The organism is Sciscionella sediminilitoris (assembly GCF_000737195.2).
GTDB classification, from domain to species: Bacteria; Actinomycetota; Actinomycetes; order Mycobacteriales; family Pseudonocardiaceae; genus Sciscionella; species Sciscionella sediminilitoris.
In genome coordinates this window covers 1-23914 of sequence record NZ_JALM01000094.1, presented here as the reverse complement: position 1 = coordinate 23914, position 23914 = coordinate 1, and the positions used below count along the sequence as shown (strand labels likewise).

Here is a 23914-nt window from a genome sequence, read left to right as displayed (position 1 = left end):
CGCGGTTCACTTCGGGAACGATCCGGGGCCGACCGGGCGGCCCGCGACGTCGATCAGCGAATCGATGAGCGTCTTGCCGAAGAAAGCGAGGTTCTCCGGGGTCGCCAAGGTCGAGGGCACCGTCCTGGTGTCACAGCCGGACTTCGCCGGTTTCCCGTCGAGCCGGTCACTCAGCCAGCGGAAGCCCTCGGCGAATCCGGTGGCGCCGAGGGTGAAATGATCGCTGATCATATCCCGGCGATAGGTGATGTCGTTTCCGGCCGCACACTGCTTCCGGACAAGTTCGTCCACCGGTTCACTCGGCACGATCTCGTCGTGCACCGCTTGGAAAGCGTACATCGGGGCCTTGATTTCGACCTCCCCCGACATCTTCACCTTCGCGAGATATTTCGCCGGAATCGGCTTGTCCAACGGATCCTGCACGTTGAAGAACGTATCCACATCGGTGCCGATGTTCTGCAGTATCGAATACTGCAGGCATTGTTTACGGGCCTTGTCCAGCGCGTTCTTGCCTTTGTCGGTGAGATGCTCGTCCACGTACCGTTTCAGCTCGGGGTACGCGTTCGTCAGGCCGGCTATGCCGTTCACCGGGATCCCCGCGAACGGCGTCTTGTTGGTCTTTTCTTTCACCTTCTTGATGTCGGCCGGGACACCACCCGCCGAAATACCCACGATATTCAGTTCCGGCGCGTAACTGCCCTGCAGCGTCCCGGCGAATTCCGCAGCCTGGGAACCGCCGGAATAGCCGTAGACCCCGGTGCGGGTCGCCGCGCCGTTCAGCCCCGCAGGCTCGAAGTTCTCGGTCGCGCGGATCGCGTCCAGGGTGGCGTGCCCGGACATGTCCCCGGCCAGGTATTCCCCCTTCGGGCCGAGGTGGTCCGGAACCGTCACCGCGTAGCCCTGGCGCGCCGCGGCGGCGATGAAGATCAGTTCGAGCTGCACGGGTGCGCTGTCCCAGTTGAGATTCTGCTGCAACTGGTAGGACGGCGCGCAGTTCTCCGGAATACTGTCCTCGAACGAGTCGTAGGCGACCAGCGGGCGATTCTTGTCCGGTTTCGCGTTCGCCGGGAGAATCACGGTGGTAAGCGCGGTCGTCGCTTTCCCGAGTGCGTCGGTCGTGCGATACCTCAGTTGCCAGGCCTGCAGTTTCATCGGGATCAGCGATCCGGCCGCGATGGTCACCGGGCGCGAGTCGAGCACCGTCCCCGGCTTCGTGTTCGCCGCGTCCGGTGGCGCGCTCGCCTGCGCGGGAACCATGGTCCCGCACAGCAGCGCGGCGGCGGCCAGGGCCAGACCGGCGAGCAAGCGCCGAGGGCGTTTCGTCGTGCGCATAGGACACTACCGCCTTCCGATCGAGCAGCATTGCACATCGAGTTACCGGACGGTAGCGCTATCTCAGCAAAGTGACAAGAGTTCTTACCGAATTTTCCCGCCGCTGGTTACCCCACGGTTTCCGGGCCGCGAGTTCAGCGCAGCGCCGGCGCGACCTCCTTGTTGAACAGCTCGATCCCGGACCGGTCGTAGGCCGCCTCGGCGAAGTACAGGATCGCGTATTCGAGCCCGAGACCACGCAGGCCGGTGAGCCGCTCCGCGATCTGTTCCGGAGTGCCGACCAGCGGCCCGTTCGCCATCATCTCGCGCTGCTGCGCGACCTTCTCCGCGGAAACGTATTTCGCGTAGTGCGCCTCGAACCAGTCCAGCCGCTCGGCCACTTCCCGTTCCGTCGCGCCGATCACCACGTTGTAGTCGGCCGAGCGCACGATCGCGTCGAAGTCGGTGCCGAGCTCGGCGCAGTGCCCGGCGAGCACCTCCGATTTGTGCTTGAACCCCTCGGGGGTGCCGTCGAAGTTGGTGTAGGAGGCATACCGCGCCGCGATGCGCAGCGTGCGACGCTCACCGCCACCGGCGATCCACAGCGGGATTCCGTTCTCCTGCAACGGAAGCGGCCGGCAGATCGCCCCGTCCACCGTGTAGTACTTGCCATCCCGGCTCGACCGGCCCTCGGTCCAGAGATCGCGCATGATCCGCACCCCCTCCTCGAGCCTGCCGAGCCGCTCCCCCGCGCTCGGGAACCCGTAGCCGTAGGCCCGCCACTCGTGCTCGTACCACCCGGCGCCGATACCCATCTCGACCCGGCCGCCGGAGATCAGGTCGGCGGTCGCGGCCACCTTCGCCAACTGAGCCGGATTGCGGTAGCTCATACAGGTGCACATCTGTCCGAGGCGAACCGTGCTGGTACTCGCGGCCAGGGCGGAGATCAGCGACCAGGCCTCGTGGGTGGCCTCCTCGGTCGGTTCCGGAACGGTGTGGAAGTGGTCGTACACCCAGATCGACTCGTACGGCCCCCGCTCAGCGAACTTCGCGAGGTCGAGCATCCGCGACCAGTGTTCTCCCGGCTCGATTCCCGCGAGGTCGAGCCGCCATCCCTGAGGTACGAACAGTCCGAAGCGCATGGCCGGAACCCTAGTCGCCGCCGCGGTTCCGCGTCGAGACCGCTAACCGGCACCTGCCCGGTCGCGTGCCCGGCGCCAGGCACGGGAACCGAGCAGTCGCAGCCCGTTCAACCCGACGAGGACCGTGGATCCCTCGTGCCCGGCGACACCGAGCGGCAGCGGGAGCACCCCGGCCAGATCCCAGACCACGAGCCCGAGAATGAACGCCGCGGCGATCACCAGGTTGGCCACGACCACCCGTTCGGCCCGGCGGGCCAGAGCGAGCACCGTGGGCACCGCGGTCAGTTCGTCCCGGACGAGCACGACATCCGCGGCACCGAGGGACAGATCGGCGCCCGCGCCGCCCATGGCGAGTCCGGTGCCCGCGGCGGCGAGCGCGGGAGCGTCGTTCACCCCATCGCCCACCACCGCCATCCGCGCCCCCTCGGACTCGTATCCGGCGATCAGTTCCCGCTTCTGTTCGGGAAGCAGGCCCGCGTGCACGGTCCGGATGCCCACCTCGTCCGCGATCGCTTGCGCCGCAACCGAATGGTCTCCGGTGACCAGGACGGCACCGGTTCCGGTCAGGCGGACGCAGCCCGCGACCGCCGCCACCGCACCGGCGCGGGTGCGGTCCGCGATTCCGAGCACCCCGATCGCCTTCCCTGCCTCGCTCACCAGTACCGCGGTCCGGCCCCGGGCGCGCACCGCGGCGAGCACATCGTCCATTGTGGACTGTCCACTGGGCACACCGACCTCGATCTCCGTGCCATCGACCCGCCCGCGAACCCCGCGCCCCGGCCGGGCGGAGAAGCCGCCCACCGGCGCGATGGACAGCTCGCGTTCGCGCGCCGCGTCCAGGATCGCGCCCGCGAGCGGATGTTCGCTCGGATACTCGACCGCAGCGGCGAGAGCGAGCACATCCTCCTCGGCGCGGTCGGCGGTGTGGATCTCGGCCAATACCGGAGCTCCCTTGGTGAGGGTTCCGGTCTTGTCGAAGGCGAACCGGGTAGTGCGGGCGAGGCGCTCGAGCGCGACGGCGGACTTCACCAGTACCCCGTTGCGGCTCGCGGTGGCGATCGCGGCCAGCAGCGGGGGCATGGTGGCGAGCACGAGCGCGCACGGAGAGGCCACGATCATGAAGGTCATCGCCCGCAGCAGCGCCTCCCGGAACGGGGTGCCGAGCGCGAGCGGGATCGCGAACAGCAGCACGGTCGCGGCGACCATGCCGAGCGAGTACCAGCGCTCCACCCGCTCCACGAACAACTGCGTACCCGCCTTCGTGGCGCTCGCCTCGCGCACCGATTCGGCGATCCGGGCCAGCACACTGTGCTCGGCGGTGCGCCCGACCCGGATGCGCAGCGCCCCGGTCCCGTTCCCGGTACCCGCGAACACCTCGTCCCCGGTGAAGGTGGGCACCGGGAGCGGTTCACCGGTGATGCTCGCCTTGTCCACCTCGCTCTCCCCGTGCAGCACGATCCCGTCCGCGGCGATCCGTTCTCCGGGCCGCACCAGCACCTCGTCCCCGACCGCGAGCTCCGCGACCGCGACGGTCTGTTCCCCGTCCGCGGTCACCCGGCTCGCGGTCTCCGGGGCGAACCGCAGCAGCCCGCGCACCGATTCCTCGGTGCGCCGAGTGGCCAGCGCTTCGAGGGCGCCGGAGCTCGCGAAGATCACGATCAGCAGCGCCCCGTCCATGAACTGACCGATCGCGGCCGCGCCGATGGCGGCGAGCACCATCAGCAGGTCCACATCCAGGGTCCTCCCGGCGAGCGCGCGCACCCCGGCGATCGCGGGTTCCCAACCGCCGGCGAGGTAACAGGCCAGGTAGGCGGACACCCACAGCCATTCCGGGCAGCCGCTGAGTTCCGCGGCGAGCCCGAACAGGAACAAACCCAGTGCGAGGGCGGCGAACCGCACTTCGGAGACGGCGAACACGAACCCAAGATAACAGAACATATGAAGATGTCTTCAATTATGGGCTGTGGGCTACGCTACCCGCGTGGGACACACACCGCAGGTGCGCCAACCGGTCGAGGATCTCGATCCACAGAGCGCGGCGAACGTCGCCGAGACGCTGCAAGCGCTGGCCACCCCCAGCCGGTTGCGCATCCTCGCCAAGCTGCGCGCGGGACCGCTTCCGGTCACCGAGCTCGCCGAGGCGGTCGGCATGGAGCAGTCCGCCGTCTCGCACCAGTTACGGCTGCTGCGCACCCTCGGACTGGTCACCGGCACCCGCAATGGGCGCAGCATCATCTACCGGCTCTACGACAACCACGTCGCGCAGCTGCTCGACGAGGCCGTGTACCACAGCGAGCACCTTCGCCTCGGGCTCACCGATCGCTGAGCCGGTCTACCGGCGCGCGTTCACCACCCGCATGCCGCCGAGCAGGTCCCTGGTCCGCCCGCTGATGTGCCGCCCATGCTCCTGCTCGATCGACTCGATGCCGCGCGGTTCGACCGACCATCCCTTGGCGCCCAGGAATTCCGCGAAGTCCGCGCGCTCCTCCTGGCTGACCAGATCGGCGAAGCTGACCCCGAACTGCTCGGAGGCGTCCGCGACCCGTTCGTCGTGCACGAAGGAGCCGGTGGCCTGGGCGCCCGCGTCCTCCACCGAGATCAGGCTGCCCGGGGCGGAGAGCTCGTCGATCCGCGCGAAGAGCTGATTCTCGGCCTGCGCGGGCAGATACATCAGCAGTCCCTCGGCGAGCCAGGCGGTCGGCAGTTCCGGGTCGAACCCGGCCGCGCGCAGTGCGGACACCCAGTCCTCGCGCAGGTCGGTGCCCACCATCCGGTGCCCGCACACCGGTTCGGCGCCGCGCGCCTCGAGCACGTCCTGTTTGAACGCGAGCACCTTCGGCTGGTCCACCTCGAACCAGCGGGTCTCCGGTGCCACCGAGAGCCGGTAGGCCCGCGCGTCCAGACCGGAGGCGAGCACCACGACCTGCGGGGTCCCGGCGTTCTCCAGGTAGTCGTCGAAGAACCTGGTGCGCACCGCCATGTAGTCGACCATGGAGAGCCAGAATTCCTCGTCCACGCCGCTGTGCCCGTCCCGGATCGACGTCGCCGGGTTCGCCGAATCGACGAAGGCGGCCGCGTATTCATCGGTGATGAGCGGATCGGCGCTCGCCGTCTCGGCGGCCCGCGCGGCCGCGACGAGCAGGGCCGTGAAGCCAACACTCGAGACGATGTCCCATTCCTCGTTCGCCTGCGTCATGGCCGACCTCCATCGCGAATACACCCGGACAACAGTGGACAGGACCGCTTTTCACACCGTGGCACGAGCCGCCGGATAACCGTCCGCTTTGCCGGAATCCCCCACTGTGAGCTTCCTCATGCCCCGGGCTCGGCCGCGCTCCAGCGCCGCACCGGAGCCGCATGGCGCGGTCGCATGATCAGCGCGGCGATGTAGTAGTGGCACGGTTGCCCGGTGATGTTGGCATAGCTGTGCACGGCATCCGCGGAGAAGTACAGCGAATCGCCCGCCTCGAGGTCGTAGACCTCGGTACCGACCCCGAGGTGCAGGCTGCCCGATTCCACCACGACGAACTCGTGCGAACCCGGGGCATAGGCCGGATATTCGCCCGCCGCGCAGTGCGGCGGCAGGCTGGAGCGGATCCATTCGAAGTTCACCCCGGGAACCACCGGGGAGAGCACCACGCGCCGCCAGCCGCCCGGCTCGTCCACCACATCCTGCTCGGCGGCCCGGCGCAGCACTGTGCGCGGCCCCTGATCGAGCAGTTCGGTCAGCGGTACGCCGAGCCCTTCGGCGATCCTGGCCAGCACCACCACCGTCGGCGCCTTCTGCCCGCGCTCCACCGAGGAAACCATGCTCACGCTCACCGAGGCCGTCGACGCGAGATCCTGCAGGGTCATCCCCCGCTCACCGCGCAGCGCCTGGATGCGCTTTCCCAGTTCACCGAGATCCATGATTCCGCTATAATAACCATAATGTTCGCTATAGAGAAAACGAAGGTCCGGTCCGCACGGTCCGCTGATCTCCCCGCCGTCGCCCGGATCTACGAGCACTATGTGCGCACCAGCCTCGCGACCTTCGAGGAGAACCCGCCGACTCTCGCGGACTGGCGGGCCAAGTTCGCCGAGCTCGCCGCTCAGGGGCTGCCGTTCCTCGTCGCGCAGTCGGGCACGGAGATCCTCGGGTACGCCTACATCGCCCCCTGGCGGCCCAAACCCTCCTATCGGTACACCGGAGAGGACACCATCTACCTCGCGCCCGGACAGTCCGGGAGAGGGCTCGGCAAGGCACTGCTCGGTGAACTGCTGACGCGCGGCGCGGAAGCGGGCATCCGCCAGCTGATCGCGGTTGTCGTGGACACCGGGGATCCGTCCTCCGCCGCGCTGCACCTGGCGTTCGGTTTCACCGAGGCGGGCCGGCTCACCGGGGTCGGTGAGAAACACGGCAGGATCCTGGACACGGTCCTCTACCAGCGCTCGCTATGACCCGGCGGGCTGCGCTGCTCGGGCTGTGCGCGACCGGGATCGTCAGCTGGGGCGTGCTCTACTACACGTTCCCGGTGCTGCTCGGCACGGTACTGCGGGACACCGGCTGGTCGGCGGGCGCCGCGATGGGCGCGTTCTCCACCGGGCTGGTCGCCTCCGCGCTGTGCGGGCCCTTCGTCGGCCGCTGGGTGGACCGGAGCGGCCCGCGGGTGGTGATGACGACCGGATCGGTACTCGGCGTGCTCGGCCTGCTGGCGGTGGCGAAAGCCCCGAGCCTCCCGCTGTTCTTCGCGGCCTGGATACTCACCGGCGCAGCCCAGGCCATGCTGCTCTACCAGCCCGCCTTCGCCGCGCTGACCCGCTGGTACGGCACCGAACGGGTGCGGGCGCTGACCGCCGTGTCCCTGGTCGGCGGCCTGGCGAGCACCGTGTTCGCGCCGATCGCGGACGGGCTGCTCACGCTGCTCGGCTGGCGTGGCTGCCTCCTCGTGCTCGCCTGCCTGCTCGGCGCGGTGACCCTTCCGGTGCACTTCTGGTGCCTGCGCCTGCCCTGGCCACCCGATCGGCGGCGGGCGGACGGCGCATCCGGGGACCACGTCCGCACCGTCGCGCGCAGCCCGGCCTTCTGGTCGCTGGTGTGCGCGATGGTGCTGGCCGGCTTCGGCATGTACGCGGCCACGGTGAACCTGGTGCCCCTGTTCACCAGCCGGGGCGAGTCGAACACCACGGGCGCGATCGCCCTCGCGCTGTGCGGGGCCGGGCAACTGCTCGGCAGGCTCGGCTACGGCCGGTTCAGCGCGCGGTTCGGGCCGGGGTTCCGCACCGTCGCCGTACTCGCCCTCGGCGCGCTGATGACCGCCCTGCTGGCGGTGGTGTCCGGACCGGCCGCACTCGTGATGGTGCTCGGACTGGGTGCCGGTGCGGTGCGCGGGGTGTACACGCTGCTGCAGGCGACCGCGGTCAGCGATCGCTGGGGCACCGCGCGGTTCGGCACCCTCAACGGACTGTTCAGTGCACCGCTCACGCTGGCGATCGCGCTCGCCCCGTTCGGCGGGACCGGACTGGCCACCCTGTTCGGCGGGTACGGTCCCGCGTTCGTGATCCTCGCCGCGCTCGTCGCCCTCGGTGCCCTGTTCGCGGCGAGCGGCCGGGTCCGGCACGCCGGTGCGGCATCGGGCTGAGGGAGTATTCGGTTGCCCTGTCACCGCGAGGCAATAGGGTCTCTCGTATGACCATCCCCGCATTCATCGCCGCGCTGCCGAAAGCCGAACTGCACCTGCACCTCGTCGGCTCGGCCTCCCCGGAGACCGTGCTCACTCTCGCGCGCAGGCACCCGGACGGTGCCGTACCGACCGATCCCGCGGAGCTGGAGCGGTTCTACGAATTCGTTGATTTCCCGCATTTCATCGACAACTACGCGAAAGTGGACGAACTGGTACGCACCGGTGAGGATGTGCGCGAACTGGTACTCGGCGCCGCCCGCGATGCCGCCAAATGCCAGGTGCGCTACGCGGAGATCACCGTGACCCCGGTGATGCACATCCGTAAGGGAGTGGCGCCCGAGGAGCTCGGGGAAACCCTCGCCGCGGCGCGCACCGAGGCCGCACAGGTGCACGGGGTCGAACTCAACTACATCTACGACATCCCGGCCGGTTTCGGCGGCACCGAGGAGACCGTGGACTTCGCGGTCCGCGTCCGTCCGGAAGGGACTGTCGCGTTAGGACTCGCGGGTCTCGAGGACGACTACCCGCGCGCCGGCTTCGCGGACGCGTTCGCCGCCGCGCGGGACGCCGGGCTGCACGTGGTCGCGCACGCCGGGGAGACCACCGGCCCGGACGAGGTGTGGGCAGCGGTGCGCGAGCTCCGCGCCGAGCGCATCGGGCACGGCATCGGCAGCGTGACCGATCCGGAACTGCTGGATCACCTGGCGCGCAACGGAATTCCGCTCGAAGTGTGCCCGATGTCCAACCTGCGCACCAGGGCCACGGAATCTCTGGAGGCTCACCCGCTCCCCCGCCTGCTGGCCTCCGGTGCCCCGATCACGCTCAGCACCGACGATCCCGGGATGTTCCACACCGATCTGGACACCGAGTACACCGTCGCGGTCCGGTTGTGCGAGCTCGACGAGGCGGGTCTCGCCGAGCTGGCCCGCAACTCGATCAGGTATTCCTACGCGGCACCGGAGATCGCCGAACGCATCCTCGCCGAGATCGACTCGGTACTCGCTTCGGCGTGATCGCGGTCAGGCACTGAACCCGGCGACCTCCCCGATCACCACGATCGCGGGAGGCGTGAACTCCTGTTCCCGCGCCTCGGCCGCCACCCGCGCCACGGTGGAGCGCAGCACCCGCTGGTTGCGGGTCGCGCCGTCGGCGATCACGGCGGCCGGGGTGTCGCCCGGTTTTCCGTTCGCCATCAGCACTTCGGTGAACTCCCCGAGCCGCTGCATGGCCATCATCAGCACCAGGGTGCCGCGCAGTTTGGCCACCGAGGGCCAGTCCACGAGGCTGCTCTCGTCGCTGGGGCCGACATGCCCGGAGACCACGACCACCTCGTGGGTCACGCCGCGATGGGTGACCGGGATGCCCGCGCTCGCCGGGGCGGAGAAGGCACTGGTCACCCCGGGAATCACGGTCACCGCGATCCCCTCCTCCGCGCAGGCGAGCACTTCCTCGAATCCCCTGCCGAACACGAAGGAATCGCCGCCCTTGAGGCGCACCACCCGTTTCCCGGCGCGCGCGCCCTCGATCAGCGCGGTGTTGATGGCCTGCTGAGTGGCCGCGCGCCCGTAGGGAATCTTGGCCGCGTCCACGATCTCCACGTGCCCGGCCAGTTCGTCGAGCAGCGCGCGCGGGGCGAGCCGGTCGGCGACCACCAGGTCCGCGCGCGCCAGTTCGCGGCGTCCGGCCACGGTGATCAGGTCCGGATCACCGGGACCGGCGCCCACGAGCACCACGCCCGCGGTTTTCGCACCGAGTTCGCCCGCCTCGGCCAGGGTTCCGGTGCGCAGTGCCTCGAGCACCACATCCCGTACCGCCGCGGAACGCCGGTGCGCCCCGCCCGCCAGCACCCCGAGCACCATTCCGTCGTGTTCCCCGATCGCCGGGGTCACCGCGGTCCCCGCGGAAGCGAGATCGGAACGGACACAGAACACCCGCCGCCGCTGGGCTTCCTCGACCACTCGCGCGTTGACCTCCGGATCCGAACTGGCCGCGATCGCGTACCAGGCCTCGTCCAGGTCACCCTCGGCATAACCCCGCCGCTGCCAGGAGATCTCACCGGCTTCGATCATCCCGGACACCGCGACGGTGACTTCGGGAGCGATCAGCTCCACCCGCGCACCAGCCGCGATCAGCCTCGGCAGCCGTCGCTGCGCCACCCCGCCGCCACCGATGAACACGACGCGCCGGTCGCGCAGGTCGAGCCCGGCGAGATAGTGGTCCTCGGTCATCGCACTCCCCACAACAGCACATCCTGACTGGCCGGTCCCATGCCGACACCTCCACCGTCGAACTCCGCGAGGCCCGCGACCGCCAACTGCCGACCGGACACCCGGTATCCCTTGTCCCGCAACATATCCCGATAGGCACCCAGCCTGGTCAGATCGGCCACCGAGGTGACGATCCGGTCCGCCCCGCTCGCCACGACCGCGGCGAACACGTCCGGTCCCGCACCGCCGACGTACACCGCGTCCGGTTCGGGCAGCTCCTGCAGCGATCCGGGTGCCGGTTCACCGACCAGCCGCACGTCCACGTCGTGCCGGGATGCGTTGGCCAGCACCCGCACCGACTGCCCCGGATCGGGTTCCACCGCGACCACGGCCGCACCGAGCCGGGCGCACTCCACCGCGATCTGCCCGGCGCCCGCACCGATGTCCCAGACGAGCTGACCGGGGCGCGGGGCCAGCCTGGCCAGGGCGAGCGCGCGCACGGCGTCCGCGGCCAGTTCCCCCTCGCGGTGCGCGAACGCCTCGCTCTCCAGCGCCCAGCCGCCGTCCGGCGGGCACGGTTCCCCGCACCCGTTCCAGTTCTTTCCCTGGCCCAGCTGGGACTCCGCGAAGGAGAACACCACGTTCGGGAATCGCCACAGCCGTTTGGCCGCCTCCGCCGAGTCCACTGTGGACAGGGTCTCGCGCGGGGTGCCGATCTCCTCGGCCACCACGAGACTGCGCCGCCAGCCGTCCAGCCCGGCGCCCAGTTCGGTCGGTCCCGCCCCCTGCGCGGTGAGCACGGCGACCGCCTTGCGCGCCCGGCACACGTTCAGCGCCCGGCGCAGCCCGCCGTCGCCGGCGTCCACGATCGCCATATCGTCCCAGGGCACCCCGGCCATGGCGGCGAGCCGCTGCACCGGGCTGAGCGCGGGAAGCACTCTGGGCTCGATGCCGTTCTCCCGCAACGCGCCGAGCATGCCGAAGAAACCCGGATCGCCGTGCACCAGCACGACCACATTGCCGTCTTCCTTGCCGTGTTCCCGGTAGATCGCGCCGACACTCGAGCCGAGCGGCTCCAGATCCCGGTGCGGCACCCCGCGCGGCGCGAAGGCCTCGACGTGCCTCGGCTCGCCGATGATCAGGGTCGCCTTGCCGATCAGGTGCCGCCCGCCTGGTGCGAGCGAGGTCCCGTCGACTCCGACAACGGTCACGGTCACGTTCGGTTCACCTTCTCCCGCGGGGCTGTGTGCTCCGCGGTAAGTCAACCATGTGCTCCGCGCAGGCCGTGACGAACCGGGTGATCGCCTCCGGACTGCCGACCGGATGGGTGTGCAGATACGAGGCGTGCACCCGCCCGGTCACGAAGCCTTCCCGGCGGTTGCCCGGCAGCCCCCACGCCGCCGTTTCACCGTGCCCCGGCTCGATCGTGGTGCGGTGGAACTCGTGCCCCGCCACCCGTTCCCCGGCGCGGAACAGCACCGAATCGCTCGTGGCCACCGCGTCCCGGTAGCCGAGCGTGAGGCGTTCGGTGAACCGGGCACCGGCCGGGAGCACCCCGCACATCGGCACCCCGTCCAGGTGCTGCGCGAGGTAGAGCAACCCGGCGCATTCCGCGTGCACCGGTCCGCCCGCCCGGGCGAACCCGGCGATCTCCGCCCGCAGCCCCGCGCGCTCGGCGAGGTCCTTCGCGTGCAGTTCGGGGAATCCGCCGGGCAGCACCAGGCCCGCCGTTTCCGGAGGCAATGCGTTGTCCCGCAACGGGTCCAGGGTCACCACCCGGGCGCCCGCGGCCTCGAGCAGCTCGGCGTGCTCGGCGTAGCCGAAGGTGAACGCGCGACCGGAGGCCACCGCGACCACCGGGGATCCGGTCACCGGTTCGAGCCCGGGCGTCCAGTCCGGCCCGGTCAGCGCGGGCGCCGAGCGGGCCACCCGCACCACCGCGTCCAGGTCCAGGTGTTCGGCGACGAGCTCGCCCATCCCGCGCACCGCAGCCTCCGCCTCGGCACCGTGCTCGGCGGCGGTGAGCAGGCCGAGATGCCTGCTCGGCACCCCGACCTCGGCCGCGCGCGGCAGCGAGCCGAGCACCTGGAGCCCGACCTCATTGGCCGCCTCGGTCAGCACCTCGGTGTGCCGCGGCGAACCGACGTTGTTCAGGATCACCCCGGCGATCCGCACCCCGGAGGAGTAGGTGCGGAAACCGTGCAGCAGGGCGGCAAGGCTCCGGCTCTGTCCCCTGGCGTCCACCACGAGCAGCACCGGGGCGTCGAGCAGTTCGGCCACGTGCGCGGTGGAACCGAAACCCTCCGCGCCGAGCCGCCCGTCGTAGAGCCCCATCACGCCCTCGATGACGGCGAGGTCCGCCCCGCGCGCCCCGTAGCCGAACAGCGGGGCGACGGTGTCCTCCCCGACGAGCACCGGGTCCAGATTGCGGCCCTGGCGCCCGGCCGCGAGCGTGTGATACCCGGGGTCGATGTAGTCGGGGCCGACCTTGCCCGGCGCGACCACGTGCCCGCGCGCCCGCAGCGCCGCCATCAGACCCGTGGCCACCATGGTCTTACCGCTTCCCGAAGCGGGGGCGGCGATCACCACCCGGCCGGTGTTCACCACTCGATACCCCGCTGGCCCTTCTGCCCGGCATCCATCGGGTGCTTGACCTTCTCGGTGCGCAGCACGAGATCGGCGGCCTCGATCAGCTCGGCGGGCGCGTCCCTGCCGGTGATCACCACGTACTGGTGCCCGGGCCGCTCGCGCAGGACCGAGACCACCTCGTGCACGTCCACCCAGCCCCACTTGAGCGGATAGGTGAACTCGTCGAGCACGTACAGGGTGTGCTGCTCCTGCCCGATCCGGCGGACGATCTCCCGCCAGCCCTCCAGCGCCGCCGCGGCATGGTCGGACTCCGTGCCCTGCTTGCGTGCCCAGGACCAGCCCTCGCCCATCTTGTGCCATTCCACCGGGCCGCCCTGGCCGGTCTGTTCGTGCACCTGGCCGAGTGCGCGGAACGCGTTCTCCTCGCCGACCTTCCATTTCGCCGATTTGACGAACTGGAAGACCCCGATGGACCAGCCCTGGTTCCACCCGCGCAGTGCGGTGCCGAACGCGGCGCTGGACTTCCCCTTCATCTCCCCGGTGTGCACCATCAGCAGCGGCCGGTTGCGCCGTTGCCGGGTGGTCAGCCCGTCCTCGGGCACGGAGTTCGGTTTTCCTTGTGGCATAACGGTTCCTCCGTTCCTCAGGCCGCCCGCACGATTCCGGCCACCCCGTCCGCGGAGAGGTGTTCCAGTCGCAGGCACTGCCCGGACATGGCCTCGGCCAGCCGTCCGGCGAGCCCGAGCCGGACCGGTCCGTTCTCGCAGTCGACCACGATTCCGGCCACCCCGTCGGCGGCGAGCCCGGCCGCCACCGCGTCCGGGTTCTGGCCCGCCGTGGCCCGGCCGTCGGTGACCACCACCAGCAGGCAGCGCCGCTGCGGATCGCGCACCCGTTCGGTGGCGGCGACCTTGCGTGCGGTGTGCAGTCCCTCGGCGAGCGGGGTACGCCCGCCCGTGGTCACCCTCCGCAGCCTGCGCACCGCGGTGTCCACGCTGTTCGTCGGCGGCAGCAGCAGTTCCGCGCTCGCACCGCGGAAGGTGATCACCCCGACCTTGTCCCTGCGCTGATACGCATCGCGCAGCAGCGAGATCACCGCCCCGGTGACCGCGGACATCCGGGCCCGTGCCGCCATCGAGCCCGAGGTGTCCACCGCGAACAGCACCAGGTTCGATTCCTTGCCGACCCGCACCGCGCGCCGGATGTCCTGGGCGCGCAGTACGAGGCCGGAACCGTCCCGCCCGCGCTCGGCCTGGAACGGCGCGGCCGCGCGCAGTGTGTCTGTCAGGTGCAGCCCGGTGCCGTCCGCACCCGAGCGCACCGTGCGCCCGCCCGTGGTGCGCGCGACCGAACGCTTCCCCGGGGCACCCGCGCCGACACCGGGCACCGAGAGCAGCCGGGCGCGGAACGCCGGATCGGGTGTCTCCGTGGTGCGTTCGCCCGAGGCCCCCTGCTGCGAGGTCCCGTTCTGCGAGTTCCCGTCCTGCGGGGTGCCGCTGCCCTCCTCGGGCGCGCCCTGTCCGCCGCCTGGCCCGTCCGGTCCGTCGCCGTCCGGCTCCGGTGGTTCCGGGGGTTCCTCTTCCCCGGCGGCCTGCGCGGCCTCGGACATGGCCTCGCGCAGTTGCTCCTCCTCGATTCCTGGTTCGTCGAACGGGTCCCTGCGCCTGCGGTGCGGCAGGGCGAGCCGGACCGCGGCCTCCACGTCCTGTTCGGCGACCGCCTCGGCGCCCCGCCAGGCCGCGTGCGCCACCGCGGTGCGCGCCACCACCAGGTCCGCGCGCATCCCGTCCACGTCGAAGGAAGCACACACCGAGGCGATGCGGCGCAGCTCGGCATCCGGCAGCCGCACCGAACCGAGCAGGGCACGCGCCCGCACGATGCGCTCGGCGAGCTCGGCGTCCGCACTCGCCCACTGCGCCGCGAACCCGTCCGGATCGGCTTCGAAGGCCAGCCGCCTGCGCACGACCTCGGTGCGCGGTCCGACCTCCCGGTCCGCGGAGACGGTCACGGTCAGCCCGAACCGGTCGAGCAGCTGCGGGCGCAGCTCACCCTCCTCCGGGTTCATCGTGCCGACCAGCAGGAACTGCGCGGCGTGCGAGATCGAGACCCCTTCGCGCTCCACGTGCGCGCGCCCCATCGCGGCGGCGTCGAGCAGCAGATCGACGAGGTGGTCGTGCAGCAGGTTCACCTCGTCCACGTAGAGCACTCCGCGGTGGGCATCGGCGAGCAGGCCGGGCTGATAGGCGCGCACTCCGTCGGTGAGCGCCCGTTCGAGGTCCAGCGAGCCGATCACCCGGTCCTCGGTGGCGCCGACCGGCAGCTCCACGAGAGTGGCCGGGCGTTCGCGGGCCGCGGTCTCGTGCGGTCCGTCCGGGCAGTCCGGATCCGGGGCGCCGGGGGCGCAGGCGAAGCGGCAGTCCTCGAGCACCTCGACGGCGGGCAGCAGTCCGGCGAGGGCGCGCACGACCGTGGATTTGGCCGTGCCCTTCTCGCCGCGGACGAGTACCCCGCCGATCGCCGGATGCACCGCGTTGAGCAGCAGGGCCAGGCGCAGGTCGTGCTGGCCGACAACGGCGGAGAACGGGAACTGGGCAGGCACGGGGCAAAGCTCCTTCCTCGGGTGTCCACGCCCGAGCGACAGGTCGGTTCACGAGAGTTCCTGGCTCCCGGATCGCTCCGGTCACAGTGGCGGGACCGCGCCGGATTCGCACCGGCTTCCTCTCGGGGCGCGCAGGGGCGCTCCAACGTCCCGACGCTAGCCGGTCGCCGCGCGCGCACCAACCCCGGATGCAGTGGCGCCCGCCACGAACGACAGACTGCCAGACATGTTCGACCCCGAATCCGCGTTCGCCTGGCTGGACGAACAGGCGGGCAAACGAGCCGAGGCCGGGCTGACCCGGCGGATCCGGCCACGGCCGCCCGTTTCCGGGCTGATCGACCTCGCCGGAGCCGACTATCTGGGCCTGGCCAGGGACAAACGGGTCGCCTCCGCCGCGGCGGCCGCCGCCCTGAAATGGGGCGCGGGCACCACGGGTTCCCGGCTGGTCACCGGGAGCACCGAACTGCACGCCGAACTCGAACGCGAACTCGCCGCCTATGCGGGGACCGAGGCCGCGCTCGTGTTCTCCAGCGGGTACACCGCCAACCTCGGCGCGGTCACCGCGCTCTCCGGCAAGGAGTGCGCGATCGTGGCGGACCAGTACATGCACGCCTCACTGATCGACGCCTGCCGTCAGTCCGGTTCGGCGGTCGCCGTGTCCGGGCACGCGGATGTGCCCGCGGTGACCAAGGCGCTCGCCACCCGCAAGGTCGCCAGGGCGCTGGTGCTCACCGAATCGGTGTTCACTGTGGACGGTGGCATCGCGCCACTGGCCGAACTGCACGCAGCCTGCCGGGAACACGGGGCCGGTCTGGTCGCCGACCTCACGCACGGGTTCGGGATCCTCGGCGACGGCGGACTGGCCGAGGCCGGCCTGACCAAGGCACCCGATGCGGTGGCCACCGTCTCCCTGGCCACGGCGCTGGGCAGCCAGGGCGGTGCCGTGCTCGGACCGCGCAGGGTGATCGCGCACCTGGTGAACTCCGCGCGCACATTCCTCCATGGCGCCGGGCTCAACCCACCGGCCGCGGGTGCCGCCCTCACCGCGCTCAAGATCGCCAGGGACGAGCCCGAGCGCGCCACCCGGGCCCTGGAGCACGCGGCCACCCTCGGCGAAGGACTGCGCGCGGCGGGCCTTCAGGTCAGCTCCCCGGGCTCGGCCATGGTCTCGGTGCTCGCCCCCTCCCCGCAGTCCGCCACCGACTGGGCGAGCGCGGTGCGCGAGCGCGGGCTCGCGGTCGACTGCGCCCGTCCGCCGTCCGCGCCGGACGGGGTGTCCCGGCTGCGGCTGCGGGCGCACGCCGAACTGTCCGCCGAGGATGTGGAACTCGCGGTGCGGTCCCTGAGCGAGACCGCACCGCGAAGCTGATCGCTACTTCAGCCGGGCCTTACTTCAGCTGGGCCTTGACGTCGTCGGCAACCGCGAAAACGCGGGTGTAGATGCCGTACTTGCCGGGCTGGGCGCAGCCGTCACCCCAGGACACGATGCCCGCGAGGCGGCCGTCGATCACCATCGGGCCACCCGAGTCGCCCTGGCAGGAGTCCTTGCCGCCCTCCTTGACCCCGGCACAGACCATGGTGGCCTTGTCGAACCTGTCTCCGTAGGCACCGCTGCAGGTCTGGTCGCCGACCGTCGGCACGGTGACCTTGCGCAGCAGCTTCTGGTACTGGCCGCCGCCGTCCTTGATGTCACCCCAGCCGAGCACCGTCGCGTTCGTGCCCTCGGTGTAGGCCTTCGGATCGGTGTTCAGCTCGGCCAGCGGTGCCTTGAGTTCCTTGTCCAGGGTCAGCACGGCGACGTCGTCCTTCATGCTGTCCATGGTGAAGTCCGGGTGCTGCCAGATCTTGGTGACCTTGGCGTGCTCGGCATTGGCGTCGGTGCGGTCCGCCGATCCGGACACGATCTGGAAGAAGTCCGGCTGCTTCCCGTCGACACAGTGCGCGGCGGTGACCACCTTGTTCTTCGCCACCAGTGTCCCACCGCACCAGTTGTCCCCGTTGGACTGGTTCACCGCGACGATGGACGGGAAGTCGGAGAGCTTGGCCTCCGTGCCGCCCACGATCTTCGGCTCCATCCCGGTGTGCTGCGTGGCGCCCGCACTTCCCGCCGCGACGAGCGGAATCACCGCGGCAGCCGCGATCGCGCCGAACAATGCCCCGGCCCTGCCCCTGATGGTGCGCATCCTCTGGCTCCCTCCGTACGTTTCGTTCCGACCATCCGATCACATCAGGTGGAGATCGTGCTGACTATCCGCACATCGGCGGGTATCTCGCTGTGAAATTTCACAGTCGGTATCGTGGCCACGCAATCCCGCGCAACGTATGGAGGGTCAGCCGATGAGCCTTGAGCGTCCTACCGCCCCCGATCCCTACTCCCTGCTTCCCTCGGTCGCTTCGTTCACCGTCACCTCGGCCGATGTCGCCGACGGCGCCGCGCTGCCGGACGCCCAGGTGTTCAACGGAATGGGCGTCTCCGGGCAGAACATCTCCCCGCAGCTTTCCTGGTCCGGTGCGCCCGAAGGTACGAAGTCCTATGTGGTCACCTGTTTCGATCCGGACGCACCGATCCCGGGCGGCTTCTGGCACTGGATCGTGGCCAACATCCCGGCCTCGGTGACCTCCCTGGACACCGGCGCGGGGGCGAGCGACGACAGCCTTCCCGGCGGCTTCCACATCGCCAACGACCTCGGTATGAAGGCCTACGCCGGTTCCGCCCCGCCCGCCGGGGACGGGGACCACCGCTACTACTTCGTGGTGCACGCGGTGGATGTGGACGCGCTCGAGATCGACGGCTCGGTCAGCCCGGCCGTGGTCAGCTTCAACCTCGCCTTCCACACCCTCGGCAGGGCGATCATCACCCCGGTCTTCGGCCACTGAGCCCGGACGCGCGCCCTTCCGGAATGCCACCGGACGGGCGCGCGTTCTGCATCCCGGAAGACAACCACGGACAAGGAACGGCGCATGCGGCACTTCGATCTGGTGATCATCGGCACCGGTTCGGCGAACTCCATCCTCGGACCAGAGTTCGCCGGCAAATCGGTCGCGCTGATCGAGCAAGGCACCTTCGGCGGAACCTGCCTCAACGTCGGCTGCATCCCGACCAAGATGTTCGTGCACACCGCGGATATCGCGGCCACGCCAGGACACTCCTCGGCTTTCGGGGTGGACGAGACGCTCGACGCGGTGCACTGGCCGAAGATCCGGGACCGGATCTTCGGGCGGATCGACTCGATCGCGGCCGGTGGCCGGGACTACCGGATCAATCACGCGGACAACGAGAACGTCACCGTGTTCGAGGCGCACGCGGTGTTCAGCGGGCCGAAAACCCTGACGCTGAGCCCGAACGACGGCGGCGCGGCCGAGGAGATCAGCGGCGAGACGATCGTGGTCGCTGCCGGCGGGCGCCCGGTGATTCCGCCGATCGAGGGCATCGAGTCGAGCGGCTACCACACCTCGAACACGATCATGCGCCTCGAGCGGCTGCCCCGGCGGCTGGCGATTCTCGGTTCCGGGTTCATCGCCGCCGAATTCGCGCACGTGTTCTCTTCGCTCGGTGTCGAGGTCACGCTGATCGCCCGGTCCTCGGCGATCCTGCGGGCCGAGGACGAGGCCGTCAGCGAACGGATCACCGAACTGCTCGGGGCGCGGTTCGCGCTGCGCCTCGATGCGCGCACCGAACGCGTGGAGCGCACCGGGGACGAGGTCACCCTGCACATCGCGGGGCAGGACCCCGTGGTCGCGGACGAGTTGCTGGTGGCCGTCGGCCGCACCCCGAACACCGACACCCTGAACGTGGCCGCCGCGGGACTGCAGACCCGGGACAGCGGTCATCTCGTGGTGGACGAGTACCAGCGCACCTCGGTGCCCGGGATCTACGCGCTCGGCGACGTGTCCAGTGAGCACGAGCTCAAGCACGTGGCCAATCACGAGGAACGGGTGGTGCGGCACAACCTGCTGCATCCGGAGGAGCTGATCGCCAGCGATCACCGCTATGTGCCGCACGCGGTGTTCACCGCACCGCAGATCGCCGCCGTCGGTCTCACCGAACGCGCCGCGCGCGAGGCCGGGATCGACTACACCGTCGCCGTCCAGGACTACGCGGGCATCGCGTACGGCTGGGCGATGGAGGACACCACCGGTTTCGCGAAACTGCTTGCCGACAAGAAGACCGGGCTGCTCATCGGAGCGCACATCATCGGGCCGCAGGCGCCGACGCTCATCCAGACGCTCATTCAGGCGATGAGTTTCGGCCTGCCCGCCAAGGAGATGGCGCGCGGCCAGTACTGGATCCATCCGGCGATGCCCGAGCTGATCGAAAACGCGCTGCTGAACCTGGAACTCTGAGCCGTACCGGGAATTCCCGCCCGCTCAGCGGGATTCCGCCGCCCTGAGCGCGGAACGGATCCGCAGGGCGTGGGTCACCTCGACGATCCCGAGCGCCACGAGCGCGATCCCGGAGGCGAGCAGCAGGGTGGGGATCGAGGACAGCGGCCAGACGATCAGCATGACCCCGGCGGCACAGGTGAGGGTGAACAGCACGAGGCCCCATCCCCTGCCGGGTGTTCCCCGGGGAAACGCCGAGGTGAGCGAGAGCCCGGTGATGCCGCGCACCAGCCAGCCGATCCCGATGCCGATCGCCAGGATGACCAGCGAGCTGCCCAGGTTCCGGAACGCGATCACGGCGAGCACGATCGACAGCGCCCCGGAGAGGAAACCGAGGAACGGGGACCAGCCGTGCTGCGCGCGGGAACCGAAGGCGGCGATCAGCTGCAGGATGCCCGAAACCAGTAGATAGATCCCGAACAGCACGGCGACCACGACCAGCGTCGGGGCCGGCCACAGCAGGACCACGATCCCGATGGCCAGAGTGCAGATCCCGATGCCGAGCGCGGCCTGCCAGGTGCGTTTGGTCAGCTCGGCGAACACCTCACGCGCCCGCTCGGCCAAGGGCGGGTCCTCCGGCCCGGCCGCGTTCTCCTGCGACATGCCTGCCCCCTCTGCTTCGCCCGGCTCGCCCCGCCGCATCGAGCACACAAGGTGGCGGGTATTTCGCTCAGTGTAGCAAGCTTTCGCAGCCGTCCGGGACATTCGTCCCAGCACGGGAGCCGGGCTCAGACGTAGCGGGCCCGTCCGGCGATCACGCCGAGCACCAGTTCCACGCACAGCACTGCGAGCACCACGATCAGCGAGACCGTCCAGGTGCCGGTCGCCCCGTGCAGCAGGCCGAACAGCAGCGGCCCGCTCGCCGCGACCACGTACCCGAAGCCCTGGGCCATGGCCGAGAGCCGGGTCGCATCGTGCGAGTCCTTGGCCCGCAGCGCGACCACGCCGAGCGCGAGCGAGAACACGCCCATCCCGGCACCGATCAGCACCGCCCACAGCCAGGGCGCGGCCGTCGGGGCGAACAGCAGCCCGAGGAAGCCGAGCATGGCCACGACGATCATCCCGGCGATCCACCCCGACTGGGTTTTGCTCCGGATCGCGATCGGGGCGATGATCAGCGACAGCGGCACGCCGAGCACACTCAGCACGGCGAGCATCAGGCCCGCCTCGTCGCGCGGTACGCCGTAGCTGACGAACAGTTCGGTGATCCATCCCATGGCCACGTAGGCCACGAGCGACTGGGTGCCGAAGAAACCGGTGATCGCCCAGGCGAGCGGGCTGCGCAACAGCGAGGTCTTGCGAGTGCCCGGTTCCGCGGCGGCCACGGTGCGCTTGGCGTGCCCGTGCCGCGCACCCAGTCCCCAGATGATCAGGGCGGCGACCCCGAGCAGCGCCCACGCCCCCACCGCGAGCCGCCAGTCGCCGAGGCCGCGGTTCAGCGGCGGGGTCAGCGCGCTGGCCAGTGCCGCACCGGTGTTCAGCGCGGCGGTGTACAGACCGGTGGCCAGTCCGACCCGGTTCGGGAAGGACTCCTTGACCACCACCGGGATGAGCACGTTGCCGATCGCGATCCCCCCGGCCGCGATGAAGGTCCCGGCGAGCACCACGGCCTCGCCGTCCAGGACACGCAGGATCAGCCCGAAGGTGAGCACGGTCAGCGCCGTGGCGACCGCGCGGGCCATACCGAGGCGCCTGCCCAGCCAGGGACCGGCCACCGCGGCGATCCCGAAACACACCGTGGGCAGCGCGGTGAGCACGCTGGCCCACAACGAGGAGGCCCCCAGATCGGTGCGCACCTCACCGAGGATCGAGGACATGCTGGTCACCGCGGGCCGGAAGTTGGCCGCGGCGAGGATGACACCGATCAGCAGCAACGGCGTACCGATGAGGGCCGCGTGCTTACTGCGGATGACCTCTTCCGAAGCGCCGGTGTTCATCAGTTCGACGCTATGCCCCTGCGCCCGGTCCTGGGGTGTCGAATCCTGGATTCCCGCCATGGCTGCTACCGTAACAAACGTAGGATCTTCGGATGAAGGGACGTTAGGATGGCCTTAGTCACCACTCAGCGAACCGGACTCGTGGACCAGGTCATCGAGCAGATGCGGACCGCGGTCACCGAAGGCGAATGGCCGATCGGCGAGCGGATTCCCACCGAATCCGAACTCGTCACCTCGCTGGGCGTGGGCAGGAATACGGTCCGCGAGGCGGTCCGCGCGCTCTCCCACTCCGGGCTGCTCGAGGTCCGGCAGGGGGACGGCACCTATGTCCGGGCGACCAGTGAGCTCTCCGGGGCGATGCGCCGGTTGTGCACCGATGAACTGCGCGAGGCGCTCGAAGTGCGGCGGATGATCGAGGCGGACGGTGCCTATCATGCGGCGCTGCGCCGGACCGAGGACGATGTCTCGGCGCTGCGTGTGGCGCTGCGGGAGCGGAACGCGACGGTCCACGGGGACGACGAGACCACCGCAGTCGAGGCCGACTTCCAGCTGCACCTGCTGATCATCGACTGCGCGCACAACACGCTGCTCTCCGAGCTCTACCGGGGCCTGATGGAGACCATGCGGGCCAGCGTGGCCACCACGTTCAGCCGCACCAACGAATACCCGGACGACCAGATCATGCACGACGCCCTCGTCGAGGCGATCATCGCCCGCGATGCCGAACGCGCCGCCCGCGAGGCGGGCGGCTTCTTCGAGGACCTGCTGCGCAGGCACACCTGAACCATGAACCGGCTCGGCCTCATCACCCTGGTGGTACCCGGCTACGACGAGGCGATCGACTTCTACGTTCGCGTGCTCGGCTTCGAACTGCTCGAGGACACCAGGATCACCGAACACAAGCGGTGGGTCGTGGTGCGCCCGCGCGGGGCGAGTGAGACCGGGCTGCTGCTGGCCCGCGCAGCGAGCGGCAGACAGCGCACCAGCATCGGCGAACAGACCGGCGGCCGTGTCGGTTTCTTCTTGTACACCACGGATTTTCCCGGCGAATACCGCAGGCTGCGCGCGGCCGGGGTGCGGTTCGAGGAACAACCGAGACACGAACCGTACGGAACCGTCGCGGTGTTCACCGATCCGTACGGGAACCGTTGGGACCTGCTCGAACCGATAGAATCACGGTGATGCAGTCCCCCACTCCGACCGTGCTCAGCGAACCGCGGTGGCACCAGCGCATGCTGGCGCACCGTCGGCGGATGGACGCACTGCTCGAACCACACCGGCAGCGCCGCGCGGCCGGTCAGAAGCATCCGGTCTACGACTTCCTGTTCACCTACTACTCGCACCGGCCGAGCAAACTCGCGCGCTGGCACCCCGGCCACGGCGTACTCCTCACCGGTGCGGGAACCGGCGAATTCCTGGCCCACAAGGAATACCGCGCCTTCGCCGAGGGTGTCGCACTCGATCCGGAGGCCTGTACCGGCTCGCGCCTGCGCACCGTGGAGTTCTACCGTGCGCTGCTCGCCGCGACCGCATCCCGGCGCGCCCGGCTGAACTGCTTCGGCCTGCACGAGTGGGCCATGGTCTACCGGCAGGACCCGGATCAGGTTCGGCACGCGGACTATCCGCTGCGGCTCGGCGGCGCGGGCACCGATGCGGTACTCGAATCGCAGCAGGTGCGCTGCGGTCACTACGACGCGTTCCGGTTCTTCACCGAACCGGCCCGCCCGCGCAATACGCTGACCCCGACGCGCGAGCGCCAGGTCGAGTTCGAACAGCCCGGCTGCCTGCACGCGAACATGGACCTGTACAAGGCCGCCTACAAACTCGATCCGTTCATTCCCGCGGAACTGGTCGCCGATTGTTTCGAGCTCGCCGCCGACATCCGTGAACTGGACATGTGCGCCAGCCCTTACGATCTCTCGGCACTCGGCTACGAACCGGTGCGCATCGAAACCCCACAGGGACGCGCGGAATACGCCACCCGGCAGGCCGAGTTCGCCGACCGGGCCGAACCGTTGCGCGCCGAACTCCTGCGGCAGTGCGACTCGATCCTCGACTGGGCAGCTACAGCGTGTCTCCCAAT

At 70.0% G+C, this 23914-nt stretch carries 23 protein-coding genes and 1 riboswitch; of the genes, 10 read left to right on the top strand and 13 right to left on the bottom strand.

Annotation, left to right across the window (positions count from 1 at the left end):
• Positions 1-6: 6 nt before the first annotated feature.
• The 3 genes from AD72_RS29360 to AD72_RS29350 form a co-directional block, all read right to left on the bottom strand.
• On the bottom strand, positions 7-1332 hold the full coding sequence (locus tag AD72_RS29360) for a lipase family protein (protein WP_082469221.1): 1326 nt from the start codon (positions 1330-1332) through the stop codon (positions 7-9).
• 134 nt (positions 1333-1466) lie between these two features.
• Positions 1467-2453, bottom strand: coding sequence for an LLM class F420-dependent oxidoreductase (locus AD72_RS29355; RefSeq protein ID WP_031469872.1), 987 nt, complete (start codon positions 2451-2453; stop codon positions 1467-1469).
• Positions 2454-2495: 42 nt separating this feature from the next.
• Positions 2496-4391, bottom strand: a complete 1896-nt coding sequence (locus AD72_RS29350) for a heavy metal translocating P-type ATPase (protein ID WP_037347750.1) — start codon at positions 4389-4391, stop codon at positions 2496-2498.
• 43 nt (positions 4392-4434) lie between these two features.
• On the opposite strand from AD72_RS29350, the gene AD72_RS29345 reads away from it, so the two are divergent.
• Positions 4435-4779 carry an ArsR/SmtB family transcription factor gene (locus tag AD72_RS29345; protein ID WP_020497860.1) on the top strand — a complete coding sequence of 115 codons (345 nt, stop codon included), beginning with the start codon at positions 4435-4437 and terminating at the stop codon, positions 4777-4779.
• A 6-nt stretch (positions 4780-4785) separates the two neighbouring features.
• Here AD72_RS29345 and AD72_RS29340 read toward each other — a convergent pair whose 3' ends face one another.
• Together AD72_RS29340 and AD72_RS29335 are read right to left on the bottom strand one after the other, a co-directional pair.
• Positions 4786-5649 carry an SAM-dependent methyltransferase gene (locus AD72_RS29340; RefSeq protein WP_037347748.1) on the bottom strand — a complete coding sequence of 288 codons (864 nt, stop codon included), beginning with the start codon at positions 5647-5649 and terminating at the stop codon, positions 4786-4788.
• Between the two features lie 116 nt (positions 5650-5765).
• Entirely contained in the window at positions 5766-6362 is a 597-nt protein-coding gene (locus tag AD72_RS29335; protein ID WP_031469869.1) for a helix-turn-helix domain-containing protein, read from the bottom strand.
• A gap of 21 nt (positions 6363-6383) precedes the next feature.
• Between AD72_RS29335 and AD72_RS29330 the strand changes: the two genes are divergently transcribed.
• Genes AD72_RS29330 through add form a run of 3 tightly spaced genes read left to right on the top strand, consistent with a single transcriptional unit; the run spans position 6384 to position 9129 of the window.
• Positions 6384-6893 carry a GNAT family N-acetyltransferase gene (locus AD72_RS29330; RefSeq protein ID WP_031469868.1) on the top strand — a complete coding sequence of 170 codons (510 nt, stop codon included), beginning with the start codon at positions 6384-6386 and terminating at the stop codon, positions 6891-6893.
• A complete protein-coding gene (locus AD72_RS29325; protein WP_037347745.1) occupies positions 6890-8074 on the top strand; it encodes an MFS transporter in 1185 nt (394 codons plus the stop codon). The genes AD72_RS29330 and AD72_RS29325 overlap by 4 nt, the downstream gene beginning before the upstream one ends.
• Before the next feature lie 47 nt (positions 8075-8121).
• The gene (gene add, locus AD72_RS29320) at positions 8122-9129 is read left to right on the top strand and encodes an adenosine deaminase (RefSeq protein WP_031469866.1); all 1008 of its coding nucleotides are present in this window, start codon (positions 8122-8124) and stop codon (positions 9127-9129) included.
• Between the two features lie 6 nt (positions 9130-9135).
• Here add and cobA read toward each other — a convergent pair whose 3' ends face one another.
• Genes cobA through AD72_RS29295 form a run of 5 tightly spaced genes read right to left on the bottom strand, consistent with a single transcriptional unit; the run spans position 9136 to position 15511 of the window.
• Positions 9136-10344 (bottom strand): uroporphyrinogen-III C-methyltransferase, encoded by a 1209-nt coding sequence (gene cobA, locus AD72_RS29315; RefSeq protein ID WP_031469865.1) that lies wholly within the window; start codon positions 10342-10344, stop codon positions 9136-9138.
• Positions 10341-11540 carry a bifunctional cobalt-precorrin-7 (C(5))-methyltransferase/cobalt-precorrin-6B (C(15))-methyltransferase gene (locus AD72_RS29310; protein WP_031469864.1) on the bottom strand — a complete coding sequence of 400 codons (1200 nt, stop codon included), beginning with the start codon at positions 11538-11540 and terminating at the stop codon, positions 10341-10343. The genes cobA and AD72_RS29310 overlap by 4 nt, the downstream gene beginning before the upstream one ends.
• Positions 11541-11547: 7 nt before the next feature.
• Complete coding sequence (locus AD72_RS29305; RefSeq protein WP_037347743.1) at positions 11548-12930, bottom strand: cobyrinic acid a,c-diamide synthase CobB; 1383 nt, start codon at positions 12928-12930, stop codon at positions 11548-11550.
• Positions 12924-13538, bottom strand: a complete 615-nt coding sequence (cobO, locus tag AD72_RS29300) for a cob(I)yrinic acid a,c-diamide adenosyltransferase (RefSeq protein WP_031469862.1) — start codon at positions 13536-13538, stop codon at positions 12924-12926. Before cobO ends, AD72_RS29305 begins: the two co-directional genes overlap by 7 nt.
• Before the next feature lie 17 nt (positions 13539-13555).
• Positions 13556-15511 carry a magnesium chelatase subunit D family protein gene (locus AD72_RS29295; RefSeq protein WP_031469861.1) on the bottom strand — a complete coding sequence of 652 codons (1956 nt, stop codon included), beginning with the start codon at positions 15509-15511 and terminating at the stop codon, positions 13556-13558.
• 54 nt (positions 15512-15565) lie between these two features.
• A riboswitch (cobalamin riboswitch) is annotated at positions 15566-15633 on the bottom strand.
• A 104-nt stretch (positions 15634-15737) separates the two neighbouring features.
• On the opposite strand from AD72_RS29295, the gene AD72_RS29290 reads away from it, so the two are divergent.
• A complete protein-coding gene (locus AD72_RS29290) occupies positions 15738-16880 on the top strand; it encodes an 8-amino-7-oxononanoate synthase (RefSeq protein WP_031469860.1) in 1143 nt (380 codons plus the stop codon).
• A gap of 19 nt (positions 16881-16899) precedes the next feature.
• On the opposite strand, the gene AD72_RS29285 is transcribed toward AD72_RS29290, so the two are convergent.
• Complete coding sequence (locus AD72_RS29285) at positions 16900-17694, bottom strand: S1 family peptidase (RefSeq protein WP_031469859.1); 795 nt, start codon at positions 17692-17694, stop codon at positions 16900-16902.
• Positions 17695-17848: 154 nt separating this feature from the next.
• On the opposite strand from AD72_RS29285, the gene AD72_RS29280 reads away from it, so the two are divergent.
• Both AD72_RS29280 and AD72_RS29275 read left to right on the top strand, forming a co-directional pair.
• Positions 17849-18388 (top strand): YbhB/YbcL family Raf kinase inhibitor-like protein, encoded by a 540-nt coding sequence (locus AD72_RS29280; protein WP_031469858.1) that lies wholly within the window; start codon positions 17849-17851, stop codon positions 18386-18388.
• An 84-nt stretch (positions 18389-18472) separates the two neighbouring features.
• Positions 18473-19855: a mycothione reductase gene (locus AD72_RS29275; protein ID WP_031469857.1), complete on the top strand. Its 1383-nt coding sequence runs from the start codon at positions 18473-18475 to the stop codon at positions 19853-19855.
• A 24-nt stretch (positions 19856-19879) separates the two neighbouring features.
• On the opposite strand, the gene AD72_RS29270 is transcribed toward AD72_RS29275, so the two are convergent.
• On the bottom strand, positions 19880-20497 hold the full coding sequence (locus AD72_RS29270) for an HdeD family acid-resistance protein (protein WP_037347741.1): 618 nt from the start codon (positions 20495-20497) through the stop codon (positions 19880-19882).
• Between the two features lie 125 nt (positions 20498-20622).
• Positions 20623-21891 (bottom strand): CynX/NimT family MFS transporter, encoded by a 1269-nt coding sequence (locus AD72_RS29265; protein WP_037347738.1) that lies wholly within the window; start codon positions 21889-21891, stop codon positions 20623-20625.
• A gap of 48 nt (positions 21892-21939) precedes the next feature.
• Here AD72_RS29265 and AD72_RS29260 point away from each other — a divergent pair, with 48 nt between their 5' ends.
• The 3 genes from AD72_RS29260 to AD72_RS29250 all read left to right on the top strand — a co-directional run.
• Positions 21940-22614, top strand: coding sequence for a FadR/GntR family transcriptional regulator (locus AD72_RS29260; protein ID WP_031469854.1), 675 nt, complete (start codon positions 21940-21942; stop codon positions 22612-22614).
• Positions 22615-22617: 3 nt separating this feature from the next.
• Positions 22618-23013 (top strand): VOC family protein, encoded by a 396-nt coding sequence (locus AD72_RS29255; RefSeq protein WP_031469853.1) that lies wholly within the window; start codon positions 22618-22620, stop codon positions 23011-23013.
• Positions 23013-23914, top strand: a 902-nt coding sequence (locus AD72_RS29250; RefSeq protein WP_031469852.1) for a hypothetical protein, incomplete at its 3' end; no start/stop codon positions are given. The genes AD72_RS29255 and AD72_RS29250, both read left to right, overlap by 1 nt.

Coding starts and splice junctions, on each gene's coding strand:
- AD72_RS29265 (WP_037347738.1), bottom strand. CDS start 21,891: ATGGCGGGAATCCAGGATTCGACACCCCAGGACCGGGCGCAGGGGCAT.
- cobO (WP_031469862.1), bottom strand. CDS start 13,538: ATGCCACAAGGAAAACCGAACTCCGTGCCCGAGGACGGGCTGACCACC.
- AD72_RS29275 (WP_031469857.1), top strand. CDS start 18,473: ATGCGGCACTTCGATCTGGTGATCATCGGCACCGGTTCGGCGAACTCC.
- AD72_RS29350 (WP_037347750.1), bottom strand. CDS start 4,391: ATGTTCTGTTATCTTGGGTTCGTGTTCGCCGTCTCCGAAGTGCGGTTC.
- AD72_RS29355 (WP_031469872.1), bottom strand. CDS start 2,453: ATGCGCTTCGGACTGTTCGTACCTCAGGGATGGCGGCTCGACCTCGCG.
- AD72_RS29290 (WP_031469860.1), top strand. CDS start 15,738: ATGTTCGACCCCGAATCCGCGTTCGCCTGGCTGGACGAACAGGCGGGC.
- AD72_RS29270 (WP_037347741.1), bottom strand. CDS start 20,497: ATGTCGCAGGAGAACGCGGCCGGGCCGGAGGACCCGCCCTTGGCCGAG.
- AD72_RS29260 (WP_031469854.1), top strand. CDS start 21,940: ATGGCCTTAGTCACCACTCAGCGAACCGGACTCGTGGACCAGGTCATC.
- AD72_RS29360 (WP_082469221.1), bottom strand. CDS start 1,332: ATGCGCACGACGAAACGCCCTCGGCGCTTGCTCGCCGGTCTGGCCCTG.
- add (WP_031469866.1), top strand. CDS start 8,122: ATGACCATCCCCGCATTCATCGCCGCGCTGCCGAAAGCCGAACTGCAC.
- AD72_RS29285 (WP_031469859.1), bottom strand. CDS start 17,694: ATGCGCACCATCAGGGGCAGGGCCGGGGCATTGTTCGGCGCGATCGCG.
- AD72_RS29340 (WP_037347748.1), bottom strand. CDS start 5,649: ATGACGCAGGCGAACGAGGAATGGGACATCGTCTCGAGTGTTGGCTTC.
- AD72_RS29280 (WP_031469858.1), top strand. CDS start 17,849: ATGAGCCTTGAGCGTCCTACCGCCCCCGATCCCTACTCCCTGCTTCCC.
- AD72_RS29335 (WP_031469869.1), bottom strand. CDS start 6,362: ATGGATCTCGGTGAACTGGGAAAGCGCATCCAGGCGCTGCGCGGTGAG.
- AD72_RS29330 (WP_031469868.1), top strand. CDS start 6,384: ATGTTCGCTATAGAGAAAACGAAGGTCCGGTCCGCACGGTCCGCTGAT.
- cobA (WP_031469865.1), bottom strand. CDS start 10,344: ATGACCGAGGACCACTATCTCGCCGGGCTCGACCTGCGCGACCGGCGC.
- AD72_RS29255 (WP_031469853.1), top strand. CDS start 22,618: ATGAACCGGCTCGGCCTCATCACCCTGGTGGTACCCGGCTACGACGAG.
- AD72_RS29325 (WP_037347745.1), top strand. CDS start 6,890: ATGACCCGGCGGGCTGCGCTGCTCGGGCTGTGCGCGACCGGGATCGTC.